At 67.6% G+C, this 16,206-nt stretch carries 10 protein-coding genes; 4 read left to right on the forward strand and 6 right to left on the reverse strand.

The window, feature by feature from the left end; genetic code table 11:
- Positions 1–21: 21 nt before the first annotated feature.
- The 3 genes from CAL12_RS02070 to CAL12_RS02080 are packed head-to-tail and all read right to left on the reverse strand — an operon-like array spanning position 22 to position 2,844.
- Positions 22–903 carry an alpha/beta fold hydrolase gene (locus CAL12_RS02070; RefSeq protein ID WP_086062961.1) on the reverse strand — a complete coding sequence of 294 codons (882 nt, stop codon included), beginning with the start codon at positions 901–903 and terminating at the stop codon, positions 22–24.
- Between the two features lie 10 nt (positions 904–913).
- Positions 914–2,047, reverse strand: coding sequence for a pyridoxal phosphate-dependent aminotransferase (locus tag CAL12_RS02075; protein WP_086062962.1), 1,134 nt, complete (start codon positions 2,045–2,047; stop codon positions 914–916).
- 11 nt (positions 2,048–2,058) lie between these two features.
- Positions 2,059–2,844: a short-chain dehydrogenase/reductase gene (locus tag CAL12_RS02080; RefSeq protein WP_086062963.1), complete on the reverse strand. Its 786-nt coding sequence runs from the start codon at positions 2,842–2,844 to the stop codon at positions 2,059–2,061.
- Between the two features lie 352 nt (positions 2,845–3,196).
- On the opposite strand from CAL12_RS02080, the gene CAL12_RS02085 reads away from it, so the two are divergent.
- Positions 3,197–3,910: a GntR family transcriptional regulator gene (locus CAL12_RS02085; protein WP_086062964.1), complete on the forward strand. Its 714-nt coding sequence runs from the start codon at positions 3,197–3,199 to the stop codon at positions 3,908–3,910.
- A gap of 390 nt (positions 3,911–4,300) precedes the next feature.
- Positions 4,301–10,669: an autotransporter outer membrane beta-barrel domain-containing protein gene (locus tag CAL12_RS02090; RefSeq protein WP_157792858.1), complete on the forward strand. Its 6,369-nt coding sequence runs from the start codon at positions 4,301–4,303 to the stop codon at positions 10,667–10,669.
- Positions 10,670–10,726: 57 nt separating this feature from the next.
- On the opposite strand, the gene CAL12_RS02095 is transcribed toward CAL12_RS02090, so the two are convergent.
- The 3 genes from CAL12_RS02095 to CAL12_RS02105 form a co-directional block, all read right to left on the reverse strand.
- On the reverse strand, positions 10,727–11,719 hold the full coding sequence (locus tag CAL12_RS02095) for a tripartite tricarboxylate transporter substrate binding protein (protein WP_157792859.1): 993 nt from the start codon (positions 11,717–11,719) through the stop codon (positions 10,727–10,729).
- Positions 11,720–11,771: 52 nt separating this feature from the next.
- Positions 11,772–12,986, reverse strand: a complete 1,215-nt coding sequence (locus CAL12_RS02100; protein ID WP_086062967.1) for an alpha-hydroxy acid oxidase — start codon at positions 12,984–12,986, stop codon at positions 11,772–11,774.
- Between the two features lie 93 nt (positions 12,987–13,079).
- Positions 13,080–13,883, reverse strand: coding sequence for an IclR family transcriptional regulator (locus CAL12_RS02105; RefSeq protein WP_332458972.1), 804 nt, complete (start codon positions 13,881–13,883; stop codon positions 13,080–13,082).
- Positions 13,884–14,012: 129 nt separating this feature from the next.
- On the opposite strand from CAL12_RS02105, the gene CAL12_RS02110 reads away from it, so the two are divergent.
- Positions 14,013–14,987 (forward strand): Bug family tripartite tricarboxylate transporter substrate binding protein, encoded by a 975-nt coding sequence (locus CAL12_RS02110; RefSeq protein WP_086062968.1) that lies wholly within the window; start codon positions 14,013–14,015, stop codon positions 14,985–14,987.
- A gap of 13 nt (positions 14,988–15,000) precedes the next feature.
- Complete coding sequence (locus CAL12_RS02115) at positions 15,001–16,200, forward strand: lactonase family protein (RefSeq protein ID WP_086062969.1); 1,200 nt, start codon at positions 15,001–15,003, stop codon at positions 16,198–16,200.
- The last annotated feature ends 6 nt before the right edge of the window (positions 16,201–16,206 follow it).

Consider the following 16,206-nt stretch of genomic DNA (forward strand, 5'->3'; position numbering starts at 1 on the left):
GCTTGCATGCCGACCGTCATGTCAGGACGTCTTCATGATCTGCGCGGGCGCGGAGCGCGGATCGCGAGGCATCCAGCGGCCCTGCTCGGCCGTGGCGAGGAATTCCGAGACGAACTGGTTGAACAGCGCCGGCTCTTCCAGATTCAGCGTATGGCCCGTCTTGGGCAGCACCAGCAGCCCGCTGGCCGGTATCGTCTTCTTCATGAAGATGCCGGGCTGCAGGCAGTGGTCGTCTTCGTCGCCCACGATCACCAGGGTGGGCAGCGTCATTTCCTTGAGTTCGGCTTCCAGGTCGTAGATCGACGGGCGGCGCGCCTGCACGCCGCGCATGGTGTTGGCCGAGCCCGTTGCGTCGTGTTCGGCCAGTTGCCGCGCGAATTCCTGCCATCCGCGTGGATCCTTGAGCTGGAAGATGATGCGCGACGCGGCCTGGGCATAGGTCCCGGCGAATACGGCCGACCCCAACTGCTCGAACTTGTCGGCGACGTCGCAGGACACCTGGCGGAAATAGTCTTCATACTGTTTTTCCGCCCCGTAGCCGGCCCCGGCGACCACCAGCGACAGGGCGCGCCCGGGATGGCGCAGGCCGAAGTGCAGGACCGCGAAGCCGCCCATGGACAGCCCCACGGCATGCACCTTCCCCAGGCCCAGGCCATCCATGACGTCCACCATGTCGTTGACGGCGATTTCCTGGGAATAGCTGTCCACCGACGTCGGGACGTCCGAAGGCGCGTAGCCGCGGGCGCTGTAGGTGATGCAGCGATAGCGGCGCGAGAAATAACGCATCTGCGGCTCCCAGCTGCGCCAGTCGCCGCCGAACTCATGGACGAACAGGATGGGCGTGCCGCTGCCCGCTTCTTCGTAGTGCAGCGTGTGGCCGTCGCGCGTGGTGATGGTGGGCATGCCTGGATTCCTAGAAAAGGTCGTTGGCGGTGGGCTGGCGACGGGCCTGTTCGACCATCTCCGGCAAGAGCTCGCAGAAGCGGTCGGCCCAGGCTTCCGGCACGGTCAGGCTGATCTTGACGAAGCGGTCGCCGAAGCGCTTGGTGTGGTACGTGCCCTGGCGGATCATGACGCCCTGCGTCTGGTAGGCGGCCACCAGCGCTTCGGGCCGGATGCCGGCATCCACCGTCTCCATCACCACCAGGTTGGCCTGCGAGGGATAGACGGGCAGATGCAGGCCGGGAACGGCGGCCGCGGCCCGGGCGACGGCCGCCTGGTTGCGGCGCTGCCGGCGTTGCACGTCCGGGAACCATTCGGCCTTCGTCTCCAGGCCCGCGATCGCCGCACGCTGCGACAGCACGTTGCTGCCCAGGTTGTTGGGCGGCGCATTCGCCAGCTCTTCGATGATGTCGGGATTGGAAATCACCGCGCCCAGCCGCATGCCCGCCAGGCCCAGCCACTTCGAGAAGCTGTAGGTCATGATGGTCTTCTCGGGATAGAAGCGGTACGCCGGCGTATGCGCGTCGGCGAAGTGGAAATACGTCGCGTCGTGGATCAGGTAGGCGCCGACCGAACGCGCGATCTCGGCGATCTCACGGATCTCGTCCTCGGTGTGGCAGGTGCCCAGCGGATTGTTGGGATCGACCAGGTAGATGACGGCGGTGTCCGGGCCGACCGCCGCGCGCAACTGCGCCGGCGTCAGCTTGTACTGCTGGGTGGCGTCGTAGATAGGCAGTTCGACGACGCGCGAGCCAGCCTGTCGGGCGAAGTGCATGGGCCAGGCCCAGCTGGGGTCCGTGGTGACGAAGTCCTTGCCCGGCCGGCACACGTGGCGGCATACGCTGTACAGGGCTTGCACGGCGCCATCGGTGACAAAGGCGCAGGCGTCCGGCACGCCCGCGTCCTGCACGATCAGCCTGCGCAGCGTTTCGAATCCGGCCGGCGGCGCGTACGCGTGGTAATCGCCCCGCGTCAGGGCGTCCGTGACCGCCCGCAGCACGGCGGGATGGGGTTCGAAGTGATTGGTGTTCTGCCCCAGCCACATCAGGCCAGGCGTATTGCACAGCCGATCGAAATAGGCGTTTCTCTGTTCGAAACCGCGCATGCCTGTCTTCCTCAGATGATGGAGCGGCGCGACGCGATGCCACCGTCTATGGTCACGATGGTGCCGGTGATGTAGCCGGCGCGTTCCGACGACAGCCAGACGATCAGGTCGCCGACCTCTTCGGCCGACGCTGGCCGCTTGCCCGGATACTTGTCGAAGAGTTCTTCCCAGCGGCTCTCGTCGTCGTACCAATCCAGGGCGCGCCGCTTCATCAGCTTGACCATGCGGTCCGTCGCGACCGGGCCGGGATTGACGCCGACGACACGTATGCCGTCATCCAGGCTGCGGCCACCCAGCGCGCGGGTGAACGCCATCATCGCGGCGTTGCCCGTGGTGCCGACGATGTAGTCGGCATCGGGGTTTTCACCCGAATTGCCGATGTCGTTGACGATCACGCCGCCGCCGCGACGCTTCATGTGCGCATAGAGCTCGCGCGACAGCGTGACGTAGGAAAAGATCTTCATATCCAGGCTGTCCCGCCAGATCTGGTCCGACAGCTTGTGCAAGGGGCCGGCCGCCGAATCGGCGGCGTTGTTCACCAGGATGTCGACCTCGGCGCAGCGCCGCGCCAGTTCCAGGGCGTTCTCATTCGACGCCAGGTCCATGGGGTGGATATGCACGGTCACGTCATAGGCGGCCGTCAGCGCGGCGCGCGCGGCGGCCAGCCCTTCTTCGGAGCGGGCGGCCAGATGCAGGGTCGCGACGCCCTCGCGAGCGAAGCTGTGCGCCGTCGCCAGCCCGATGCCCTTGGAGCCGCCGGTCACCAGCGCCGATTTGCCTTTCAAGCCCAGTTCCATCTGTCCTTCCCTTCCTGTACTCGTGGAGTGTTGGTGATGCTGGCTTGCATACATTGATGGGGGCCAGCCTTGCCTATGCGGTGTTGGCGGTCCGAGCTTTGTCCGTCCGCCTCTAGCCTAGGCAATGCAACATCCATGCCAGTTTTTCTGCGTGCTCATAGGGAAACGGCGTGGCCGGCATGCTTCAAACCAGTGCACAACATGGCCCATGAACGCCACGAAGTCGTGCATACAAAGTTGTGTTTGTTGTATGCAAGAGAAGTTATAATTCCAGTCGGCGAGTTCGCGATGGCCGGCTTCAGCCCGGCCGCCGGCGGATTCGCCGCCCCGGCCACCACAGCGAAGGATTCCAGTGAACGCAGCACTCCCGGACCAGGAAGCAGTCCAGGCCGCCGACGATGGCGCGCCGGCGCCGGCCAGCCGGTCGGTGCGCATACAGCAGATCCTGGAAAGCGAGATCTTTTCCGGCCACCTGGCCCCCGGGGCCAGGCTGGACGAGGTCGAGCTCGCCGCCCGCTTCCGCGTGTCGCGCACGCCGGTACGCGAGGCCTTGCGACATCTGGCCTCGGCCGGGTTGATCCGGATACGGCCGCGCCAGCCCGCCGTCGTCGTGGAATTGCCCGCGTCGCGCCTGATCGAGATGTTCCAGGTCATGGCCGAACTGGAGTCCCTCTGCGCGCGCATGGCGGCGCGCCGTATCTCAGCGTCGCAGCTGGCAACGCTGAGCGCGCTGCATGATGAATTGATCGAGTTGTCCAAGACCGACCGCGTCGCGGATTTCTATGAAGTGAATCGCCGCTTCCACGAGACCATCTACGAGGCCTCGCAGAACGAGTTTCTCGCCGAGCAGACCCGGGCGCTGCGTAACCGCATCGGTGCGTATCGCCGTCTCGTCACCCAGAAGCCGAGCCGGCGCGCGGCCACGCTGACCGAGCACGACGACGTGCTGCGCGCCATCGCCACCGGCAATGAAGAAGCCGCCGCGGATGCCATGCGCGGACACGTGAATCTGCTCGGCGAAAAGCTGCTGGACTTCATCGCGCTCTTTCCCAAGAGCGGACGCTAGGCGCGCGGCCTGACGCGCAAGCTTGACGCGCGCGTCTGTGCCTTTTTCTCCACAAAGCTGTCGTTTCCCTGCCACGACTGTTACGGGAGGCCGATTTTCGGCCGTCCGTTCGTAGCCGTCGGCGTGCAGCATTTTGGCCGGAGATGTGTGATTTAGCGGCAGATAGGGATCCATCAGCAATAAAGGCCATATTTAGGCCCGAAATTACCGCTTGCTCTTACAACTTAAGGTTCGTTTAAGAATTAAGATTAAATTACCTTAGTTGTTACCAAACCATACGGAAGAGCAGTGGGACACACTAAATCGGGTCGAGCGGGACGGCGTGGGGAATGCAATCAGCGGGTCGCCAACAAGGGCCGTCGTGCCCCGCGTCAGCGTGGCGCCGTCGCAGTGCTGGCATCGTTGGGCATGCTCGCGGGCGCGCCCGCCGGCGCGGACCCGGCGGTCAACATCGTCCGCCATGGCGAAGACGGCCGGGATGGCGAAACGGCGTTCGGCTGGACCGACGCCACGCCCGGGAAGAACGCCGATCCGGTTTCCTGGACCCAGCCCGGCCCCATCCAGGGCGTGAGCGCGCCGGCGCTGGAGATCGGTTCGGTCGGGGGCGCCGGCGGTTCGGTGTACAGCAAGGGCGTCTTCCACAATCTGCCCGGCAAGACCGGCGGCTACGGCGGCTCCGTCTGGGTGACCGCGCCGCAAGGATCCGATGTCTCCGGCACGCTCGGTGCCTCGGCCCAAGCGAAGCCGCTGATCAACGTCTATTCGATCGGCGGCACGGGCGGGATCGGCTACACCTCATGGACCGAAAGCGAAGGCGGCATCGCGCGCGGCGGCGATGGCGGGCCCGTGACGCTGCAGATCGGTTCGCGCGTCACCGCTTCCAGCGACGCCACGCCGCGCACGAGCGCGCTGCCGGCCATCCGGGTGTTTTCGCAAGGCGGCGCGGCCGGCGTCAGCAAGTTTGGAACGCCTTCTTCCGACGGCACGTACGACTATCGGGTCGACACAGACCGCGGCGGCTCGGGCGGCGCGGTCTCGGTGGTCTTCGACGGTAGCGCGGACGTCCGCGTGAGCGGTTCGCTGGCGCCCGCGGTATCCGCCAGTTCGCTGGGCGGAAATGGCGGCAGGGCGATCAATAGCGGCGGCTACCCGTCCAACGCCGGGCCCGGCGGCAACGTGACGTTCACCAACTGGGGGTCGATCTCCGCCGACGGCAGCAACTCCGCCGCGGTGATCCTGCAAAGCGTGGGCGGCGCGGGCGGCAATGGGGCCAACGGCGCCTTCACGTCCGGCACGCCTGGTAGCAAAGGCGGCGCTGGCGGCGTGGTCACCGCCGTCAATTATGGGTCCATCAATGCGCGCGGCGATTATGGCTTCGGCATCATGGCGCAGTCCGTGGGCGGTGTCGGCGGCAGCGGCGGGGGTGCCGCTTTCGTCTCCGGCGGCGACGGCGGCGGCGCGGGCCTCGGCCGCCTGGTCTCCGTCACCAACTACGGGACCATCAGGACCTCGGGCACCGGCGCGACCGGCATCATGGCGCAAAGCATAGGCGGCGGCAGCGCGCTGGACGCCTTCTACGCGACCCGGCCGGCCATCAGCAAGGGCGGCGGTTCGGGCGGCAATAGCGGCATCCTGCCGTTCACCAGTGGCGGCACGGGTGGCCAGGGGGGCGTCGGCGGCGATGTGAAAGTCGAGCATCGCGGCGTCCTCGTGACGGCCGGCGACTACGCCTATGGCGCGCTGTTGCAAAGCGTGGGCGGCGGTGGCGGGACGGGTGGCGCGGCGTCCAGCTCCACGGCCTTCCTGGCGGTGGCGCTCGGCGGCGCCGGCGGTGGAGGCGGCAACGGTGGCACCGTCTCCTTCGAAAGCTTCATGGGCAGCATCGAGACCTCGGGCGACCATGCCACGGCGGTGCTGGCCCAGTCCATCGGCGGCGGCGGTGGCGCGGGTGGCTATGCGACATCGCGCTCGGTCAGTCCCGGCTTGTCGGCGTCGTCCGCCACGGGCGGGTCGGGCGGCAAGGGCGGCTCTGGCGGCCAGGCCAGCATCCGCAACAACTCGGCGATCCGCACGGGCGGCGAAGCGGCGTTCGGGCTGCAGGCGTCCAGCATAGGCGGAGGCGGCGGCACGGGCGGCGGCGCCAGCGCGTTCGCGGTCGCCTTGCCCGCGGTCACGCCGTCGGGCGAGCCCCTGCCTTCAATCACCCTGACCAACGCCATCGGCGGTTCGGGCGGCGACGGCGGGCAGGGCGCGTACGCCCGCGCGGAAAACATCAACGCGGGCATAGAAACCCTGGGCGTCGGCGCGACGGGCATCCTGGCGCAGAGCATAGGCGGTGGTGGCGGCAACGCGGGCAATGCGTACGCTTACGGCCTGGCGATCGCCGCGCCGGGCGCCACGGCATTCAACGTGACGAACACCATAGGCGGCAGCGGTGGCGGTGGCGGTTCGGGCGGGGAAGCGCGCGCGTACAACGACGGCAGCGTCTCCACGCATGGCGAGAGCGCCATCGGCATGCACGTCCAGAGCATCGGTGGCGGTGGTGGCAACGCGGGCGCGGCGTCCGCGGCGGCCGACGCGCTCAGCCTCTACAGGACGATCACCTTCGGGCAGACCATAGGCGGCACCAACAGCAAGGGCGGCGGCAAGGGCGGCACGGTGACGGCCGAGAACCGCGGCACGATCGAGACGCGCGGCACGAGCGCCACCGGCATCCTGCTGCAAAGCGTGGGTGGTGGCGGCGGTAACGGCGGCGCGGTCAATGCTTCGGCGTCGTCCGGCTTGTCGTTCGACAAGACGCTGGACAGCCTGGTGCAGAAGCTGCCGCTGGCCGATTCGGTGGCCATTGTCGATGCCATCGGCGGCAATGGCGGAAACGGCGGCGACGGCGGCCTGGTCAAGGCCGAGCTGGCGTCCACGAGCCTGTTGCGCACCCGGGGCGCACAGGCCGACGGCGTGCTTGCCCAAAGCATAGGCGGCGGTGGCGGGACGGGCGGCGGCGGTTCGGCCGCGGCCAGCGGCACGTTCTCGGTCAACCTGTCGTTCGGCGGCAAGGGCGGCGCCGGCGGTTCGGGCGGCAAGGTCGAGGTCACCAACGGCGGCGCGATCGAGACCTACGGCAATGTTTCGCATGGCGTGCTCGCGCAGTCCATCGGCGGCGGCGGCGGCAACGGCGGCAATCTCGCCGCGCCCGACGACGCGCCGGACACGGTCGGCGAAATCTACGCCACGCTGAAGAAAGCGATCGGCGTGGAGGCCTACCAGAAATGGGCGGGCGACAAGAAGAACGCCGAGACCAAGGAAAACCTGGATGCCCTCATCAAGGACATCCAGAATACCGACACCTACAAGTCGCTCAACGATGCCTTCAAGAACTCCGAGTTCTACAAGGAGATGCAGGCGTCCGGCAAGAAGATCAACGAGTACCTGGACCAGCAGTCCAAGGGTTCGGTCAAGCGGCCGAACGTCTCCCTGACGCTGTCCATGGGCGGCGACGGCGGCAGCGGCAACCGCGGCGGCCAAGTCAACCTGACCAACCAGGGCAGCATCCTGACCACCGGCGACATCTCGTACGGCGTGCTCGGGCAGTCCATCGGCGGCGGTGGCGGCCAGGGCGGCGTCGCGTACTCGTCCGGCACCAACAAGACGAACCTGGGCGGTACGCTGGGCGGCAAGGGCGGCTCCGGCAACGTCGGCGGCGAAGTCGTCGTGAAGAACCTGGGCACCATCCAGACCTACGGCGGTGCGTCGTATGGCGTGTTCGCCGAATCGGTGGGCGGCGGCGGGGGCATAGGCGTCGGCGCCCTGAGCAGCGACAACAAGAACCTCGTCATCAACTTCACCGCGGGCGGCGCCGGCGGCAAGGGCGCCGATGGCGGCGCCGTCACGGTACAGAACACGGGTACCATCCAGACCCGCGGCGACGAGGCGCATGCGATCGTCGCGCAAAGCGTGGGCGGTGGCGGTGGCGCCTTCATGATGACCCCGCCCGCAAGCGACGCCAACGCCCCCGCGGCCACCGACGAGAAGGCCGCTTCGGCCGGCTCGCTCAAGGAACTGCTGAAGGCTGTCGGTATCGAGAAGATCCCCGCGGCGTCGACGGACGCCGCCAAGAAACCTTCGTCGAAATCGGGCAGCTTCACGCTCGGCGGTTCCGGCGGCATGTCAGGCGGGGGCGGCGCGGTCACGGTTACCAATAGCGGTTCCGTCACGACGTCGGGACTGGCCGCATTCGGCATCTTTGCGCAGTCCGTCGGTGGCGGCGGCGGCATCTCGAACGCCGCGGGCAGCCCCGGTGGCGTCAAGTATGCGGCGTCCTATGGCGGCAAGGGCGGCTCTTCCGGCAACGGCGGCGTCGTCAAGGTGGAGCTGGGCAACAATGCCTCCATCCGCACCGCCGGCGACTACTCCACCGCCGTGTACGCGCAGTCCATCGGCGGCGGTGGCGGCTACGGCGGCGCATCGGTGCTGCAAGGCTATACGCTGCCGGTGTTCGGCAACAGCGGCGGCACCAGCGGCGACGGCGGCTACATCGAAGTCCGCACGATCGAAGGCACCACCGCCATCCAGACGCAAGGCGCCAAGGCGCACGGCGTCGTCGCGCAATCGCTGGGCGGTGGTGGCGGCACGGTCAGCGAGCTGCTCAAGACCGACACCACCGCGCGCGCCGCGCTGGAGAAAACCGCTTCGGCACTGACTGCCGTCATCAAAAAGGTGGGCGGCACCGGGACCTTGCTGGACAACATCGACCAGGTGCCTGAAGATCTGCAAGGCGTGGCGCGGTTGTTCGGCAATGACAAGGACACGGTCAACAACGTCCTGAACGCCCTGACGACCAGCCTGAACCAGCGCAGCGCGTCCCAGGGCACCGGCGGCGAGATCTGGGTGAAGCTGAATGGCGACATCAAGACCAACGGCGCCGATTCGTACGGCATCTTCGCGCAGAGCGGCTTCCAGCAAAGCACCGGCGCGCTCGACCCCACCCGTGCCGGCGGCAAGATCAGCGTCGACTACACGGGCGTGCTGCAGGGCGGTTCAGGCGACGGCGCGGCCATTGCCATCGACGGCGGCAAATCCAACGTCATCACCATCGGGGCCGGTTCGTACGTCAGCGCGCTTTCGGGCCACGCCATCGTATCGACCTTCGGCCAGGAATCCGTGCGCAACTATGGCACGGTGGTGGGCGACATCAACCTGGCCCGCAACAACACCACGGAGTGGAACGAGTTCCGCAACGAGGCCGGGGGCACCTATGTGTCCGGCGGCAGCGGCATGGTCAACGTCAGCAATGGCGCGGGCTGGTTCTACAACGCCGGCAACTTCGACGTGGGCGGCGTGGACACGATCGCCACCGCGACGGTCAACAAGGTGGACCTGCTCCTGGGCGGCGCCCTGCTGGTGGACGTCAACAGCCTGGCTGCGCCCGGTACGCCCAACGCCGACGTGCTGAAGGGCGCCAGGATCTTCGTGGACGGCGTGGCGATCCAGCCGCACGCCGTGGAGGGCCTGCTGCCAGGCACCTTCCAGGTGTTGACGGCGGATTCCCTGGTGGTCAGGCAGCCGGCCACGGCCGGGGCCAACGCCGCCAGCCCGATTTCCTGGTCGGCGACGCAGAGCGGCAACACCGTCTCGATCTCGCCGTCGGCGGATTTCGCGGGCAAGGCGCCCAGCGATCTCACCAACACCGAACGCTCTCTGGTCAGCAGCCTGCAAAGCGCCTGGGACGCCAGCAACCCCGGCGTGGCCGGCTTCTTCGCGGCCATGGCGAACGTCGACTCGCCTGACAAGTATGCCAGCGCGCTCAACAGCCTGACGGCCACCGAGGACCTGGCCCAGGTGGCCACGCGCCAGACGCTGGCCGGTCGCAAGTCCCTGAACGCCGCCTTGAGCTGCCCGGTCTTTGACGGCGACGGCGTCACCCTGCGTGAAACGCAATGCGTGTGGTCGCGCATCACCGGCTCGCGCACGACCCAGAGCAGCAGTTCGGCAGGCGACGGCTTCTGGCAGAACGGCATCAGCTATCGCCTGGGCGGGCAATGGGAGATCCGCCCCGACTGGTTCTTCGGGGTCACGGGCGCCTACAACACCAACTCCATGCACACCAACGATCGCATGACGTCGGTACGTGGACAAGGCGGCGACGTGTCGGTTTCGCTGAAGCACCAGAGCGGTCCGTGGCTGCTGGCGGGCGCATTGCACGCCGGCTACGGCAGCTACGACTCCGACTCCCTGTTCGTCATCGGCGACGACATGTGGAAAGCGGAAGCCCGCAACGATGTCTGGACCGCCGGCATGAGGCTGCGCGCGGCCTATGAGGTGGTGGCCGACAACTGGTATGTGCGGCCCTATGCGGACCTGGACGTGCTGCACAGCTACATGCCCGGCTACACGCTGAGCGGCGACGGCGCGACGCTGAAGACCAGCTCGCTCAGGCAATGGACCTTCGCGATCTCGCCGATGATCGAAGTCGGTACACGCGTCGATGCCGGCCGCTTCGGTTGGCTGCGTCCTTTCGTGTCCGTTGGCGGCACCTTCCTGAACAACAGTGGCTCGCGCAGCAAGGTGTCGTTCTCCGAAGGCGAAGGCGACGGCATCACGTTCACATCGAAGTCGTCCCTGCCCGATCGCATGTTGAACCTGGGCGCGGGTGTCCAACTCTATGCCAAGGACAAGTATGAGCTGCGCATGGAGTACCAGGCGCAACTGGCCTCGCATTTCACCAACCAGGAACTTAGCCTGCGCGGGGCGTATCGGTTCTGAGGCGCTTGGGCCGCGTCTGCGGCTGGAGCGGCGTCGGCCGCTCCATGCCGGCCCGCGTCATTCCACCTTCAACAGCCCCGAAGCGATCAGCGCGCGATACGTTTCGACCTGGCGATCCAGGAACTGGTCGAACTTCGCGCCGCTCATCTTGACCGGCACGCCGCCGATGTCCTCGATGCGCTTGCGGACCGCGGGATCGTCCAGCGCGGCATTGCTGGCGTCGACCAGGCGCGCAATTGCCTCGGGCGGTGTGTCCTTCGGGGCCATGGTGGCCGTGAACGGCGCGATATCCACTTCCGGCTGCTTCAGTTCCGCCATGGTGGGAACCTCAGGCAAGGACTCCACGCGCTGGGGGAAGACCACGGACACGGCGCGCAACTGGCCTGCCTTGATCAGCTGCAATGCCGAAGGCAGGTCCGTCGCCACGGCGTCCAGCTGGCCGCCCAACAGATCCTGCACCGCCGGTCCCGCGCCCCTGTAGGCCGCGATCACGAACTGCTGGGACAGCGCCTTCTGCATCTGCAGGATGTTGACGTGACCCGCCGTGCCATTGCCCGGATGGCCGAACTTCAGCGCGCCGGAATGGGCCTTCGCATACGCCACCAGGTCCGCATAGGACTTTATCGACGAGCCGGCCTTGGTCACGATCACGTCGGGCACCTGCGTCAGCAGGGCCACCGGCTTCATATCCTGCAGGCTGTAGCTGGCGGTCTTGCCGGCCAGCTGCCAGCTCGATACGATGGGGCCGGTGGTGCCGATCATGATCGTATAGCCGTCAGGCGTGGCTCGGACCATCTGGGTCGCGCCTATCATGCCGCCCGCGCCGCCCTTGTTTTCCACGATGAACGACTGGCCCAGCTGCTTGCCGTACGCCTCGGCGAAAATGCGCGCGCTGCTGTCGGCATTGCCGCCCGGCACGAAGGGCACGATCACCCTCACGGCGCGGTCGGGATAGTTGGACTTCTGCGCCCAGCCGGCCAGCGGATGCGCGAGCAGGCCGGCGGCGAGGGCCGCGGCGACAAAGCCGCGGCGGTGAGTTTGAAGGTTCATGGCGAGTCTCCCGTTTGATGAGTTTTGAAAGTGGTTGCCTGCATGCCTCGCGCTAGGTTGCGACGAGGTGATCCGTACTGAGTTGGTCGAGATTGCCGACCCCGAGCAAAGCCATGTCGCGATGGATCTCGTCGCGCAGTAGCGTGATGGCATGGGCCACGCCTGCCTGGCCGCCGACCGCGGCGGCATAGGCCATGGGCCGTCCCACGAAGACATGGTCCGCGCCCTGCGCCAACGCCTTCAGCACATCCGTGCCGCGCCGGATCCCGCTATCCAGCATCAGGGCCATGCGGCCCTTGGCCTTGACCGCTTCGGGCAGCACCAGCATCGGCGGCGCGGTGCCGTCGAGCTGGCGGCCGCCGTGGTTGGACAGGATCACCCCATCCGCGCCCGCCTGCTCCGCGCGCATGACGTCGGTGGCGGAGATCAGTCCCTTCACCACCAGCTTGCCGCGCCATTGCCGGCGCACCAGCGCCAGGTGTTCCCAGTTCAGGTGGTCGCGCAGGCCGAACTGGCGCACCACGCTGCGCGAGATGATGGGCACGCCTCTTCCCGCGCCGGCATTCTCGAAATGCGGCATGCCATGGCTGGCCAGCGTGCGCCCCAGTGTGCCCAGCAGCCAACGCGGACGAAGCAGGCCGTCCCAGGCCAGTCGCAGCCCGGGCCGCAAAGGCGTGGTGAAGCCCACCCGCACATTGTTCTCGCGATTCGCCAGCGTCGCCGTGTCCACGGTAATGACCAGGGTCTTGAAGCCGGCCTTCTCGACGCGCTGGATCAAGCCTTCGATATGCGCCTGCTCGCCCGGGATATAAGCCTGGAACCAGCCGCAGGTCGGCGCCGCCTGGGCGACCCTTTCCATGCGGGTCAGCGACGCGCCGCTCAGCACATAGGGGATCCCCGCGGCTTCGGCCGCGCGCGCCATGACGACGTCGCCGTCGAAGGCGAACATCGCGCAAAGCCCCATGGGCGCGATCCCGAACGGCGCCCGGTATGCCTGCCCCATCAGGGTCCGCCCCTGGTCTCGGGCGGACACGTCGACCAGCACATTGGTGCGGAACATCCACTTCCGGAACGCCGCGACGTTGGCCTGCAAGGTGACGTTGTCCTCGACCCCGCCCTGCAGATAGCCGAAGATCGGCCGCGGCAGCACCCGCTTGGCCGCCTCTTCCAGATCGCCCAGGGAAAGAATGCCGCGCAGCCGGGGGGGAATATGGCGCCGGGCGTTGGGCGCGGGCCCGAGCTGTTGGCGCGGTGGGGTCGTCGTCATGGGCGTTCCGTGTGACCTCTGCATAGCCTGCAGAAAGGCCGCATTGGAAATCACGCCGGCCCATGCCGGCAATCCGTTACGCGCTGCGTAACATCACGGGTGCCACGTCGCCCGCAGCGCGGTGGCGGGAACGGCGCCCAAGGCCACGCCCAGCCGCCTGGCGGCGTCCACCGTGGCGGGCGCCAGCTTGCGCAGGACGGCGGGCGTCAACCGCTCCACCGGACCGGAAGTGCTGATGGCGCCGAGCACCGTGCCGTGCGCGCCCCGCACCGCCGCCGCCACCGCGGCCGCGCCGGTGGAGCGCTCGGCGCGCGCCCAGTGATAGCCCTGGCGCCGGATGCGTTCGTAGAGATCGCCCGGCTCGCCCAGCGCGGCGAGGATGGTCCGCCCGGGCGCCCCGAGATCCAGCGGCAGGAGCTCGCCCGATCGGGGATGATCGGGGCGCGCATTCGGGCCGTCGCAGCGCATCAGGCAACTGCGCAGATTACCTTCGTGCACGTAGAACGAGGCGCTCTCGCCCGTCTCCAGGGAGAGCTTGCGCAGGATGGGTTCGATGACCGAGCCGACGTCGAATTGCGCCTGGTAGCGGGAGCCTATCCAGCCGGCGGCCGGCCCGAGCCGCCACGCACCGTCCTCGCGCTGCACCATGAATCGGGACAGCGCCAGGGTGCGAGCCAGCCGCAGCGCGGTAGGCTTGTGCATGCCCGTGCGGCGGGCAAGTTCGGTCAGCGAAAGGAACACCTCGTCGCCGCCGTCGAAGGCCTTGAGCAGGGACATGGCGCGGACGACGGCGTGCACATGTTCCTGGCCGGCGACCGGCGCGATGTCGTCGGGTCCCTTGAGCATCTCGGGCCTGGGCGGCCGCGCCGGCGCCGTGGGTGCGCGCGATTTCGCCATACGGTTTTCCATCCGCGTATCGGTTGTCTCCAAGGCGCGATGTTACGCCAGCCGTAACGCGTTGCGTTGGCGTCCGCGGCTGATCATCATGCGATGCCTGATCGATAACAACAGACCGGAGACGATGCGATGAGCACCCAGGTGAACCATGGCCGACGTCGCCTGCTCGGCGCGGCCGCCATCATTCCCTTCGCCGCCATTGCACAGGAGCGCTACCCGAGCAAGCCCATCCGCATGGTCATCCCCTTCGCGGTGGGCGGGGCGACGGACGTCCTTGGACGGGAACTTGCCCAGGCGATGGGCGCCACGCTGCGGCAATCCTTCGTTGCCGAGAACATGGGCGGCGGCGCTGGCGTCCCGGCGCTGAATACCGTGGCACGCGCCGCCCCCGATGGCTATACCATCCTGTTTTGCGCATCCGGCAACATTACGTCCCAGCCGTTGCTCAGCAAGAATCGCGTGGACATCCTGACCGAGGTGACGCCCGTCGCCATGGTCGACTCGGCGCCGCATGTGCTGGTGGTGAGCGCGAAGACGCCGATCAAGTCCGTGGCTGAACTGATCGCCTACGCCAAGGCCAACCCTGGCGCGTTGAACTTCGCATCCGCCGGCGTCGGTGGCCTCGCCCACCTGGGCACGGAGCTGTTCGCGCGGACCGCCGGCATCGAGGTGACGCACATCCCGTACAAGGGCGCCGGCCAGGTCATGACCGACCTGGCGGCGGGCCGGGTGCAGGCCATCTTCGGCACCATGCCGTCGTTCACGGCGATGATCGGGAGCCGGTCCATACGCGCGCTTGGCATCACGGCACCGAGCAACGCGAGCCCCCTGAAAGGCCTGCCTTTGATCTCCGAGACCGTGCCCGGATTCACCTACAGTTCCTGGAACGCCTTGTTCGCACCCGCGCGTACGCCCGCGCCGGTCATCGACAGGCTGTACGAAGCGGCCGGGCAGGCGCTGCGCGATCCCGGCCTGGCCCGGCATTTCGACGAACAGGGCGTGGACCTGGTGCTGAAGAATGGCGACCAGTTGGCCGAGATAGTCCGCAAGGAAACGGCCGTCTGGGACCGTATCATCAAGGACGCGGGTATCCAGTTGAACTGATCGGGGAACATGCATGGGCCAGGAACATCTCGTCGGCCATGGCTCGGAAACGGGCGCGGTCCTGTTGGCATCCATAGGCCGCCGCCTGGTCCGCTATCGCCTGGGTGACGACGGGTTCGTCGAGCGGGACCGCCTGGAGCTGCCGCTCGCCGTTCAATACGCCTGCTTCCATCCGGCCAGGCCGATCGCCTACGTCGCCTGCAGCAATGGCGGCGTCGCCAGTGCGGGAGACCGTCACTGCCTGGTCCAGGTGTCCCTGGACGATACCGGTATGCAAATGGCGGCGGAACCGGTCGCGCTGCCATACCGCCCGCTGCACGCGTCGGTGAATACCGAAGGCAAGCGCCTCACGCTTGCCTACAACCGTCCGGCGGCGGTGACCCTGCATGATCTCGACGACGATGGCCGCGTGGCGCCGCGGCGTCGGCTGCTGGCGGAAGGTACCGCACTGGTCGGGTACTTCCCGCATCAGGTGATATCGATGCCCGGCAGCCGGGACCTGCTCCTGACCTGTCGTGGCGATGACGCAGGCCAGGCCGGCGAGGAGAACCCAGGGTCCTTGCGAGTACTGCGAGACGAAGGCCAGACGCTTGCATGCGCACAGACGGTCGCGCCGGATGGCGGCTTCGGTTTCGGCCCGCGCAACTGCGCTTTCCACCCGCGGGGGCATATGCTGTATGCGGTGCTGGAACGCCAGAATCGCCTGGCGGCCTTCCCTTATCGGGAAGGCGTCATCGCGCCCCAACCAAGCTGGGATGTGGAGCTGCTGGAGAACGCCGGCAACGTAAGGCGGCCGCAACTGGGCGGCGCCATCGCGATCCACCCCACCGGCCGATACGCCTACGTCGTCAACCGCGCGCACCCGGTCGCGGACGGCTCCGGGCCGTTGCCGGCCAAGGCGATGACTTGCGGAGAGAACAGCGTCGTGGTCTTCGAGCTCGACGCCCAGACCGGCGAGCCGCGGGAAATGCAGCGCCTGGCGCTGGACGGCCTGCACGCCCGCTGTCTTGCGCTGACCGCCGACGGCAAGGTGCTCGTCGCCGCCCCGCGCCAGGCTGGCCGCTTCATGCGCGACGACGGTCGCATCGTCGAATGCACGGCGGGTTTCGCGACTTTTCACGTCGCCGACACGGGTCGGCTGACGTTCATCCGTCAGGACGTCGTCGATGTCGGCAACGATCAGTTGTTCTGGACCGATTTCGCGCCGGTCTGAGCGCGC

It is taken from the genome of Bordetella genomosp. 8, assembly GCF_002119685.1.
Taxonomy (GTDB): domain Bacteria; phylum Pseudomonadota; class Gammaproteobacteria; order Burkholderiales; family Burkholderiaceae_B; genus Bordetella_C.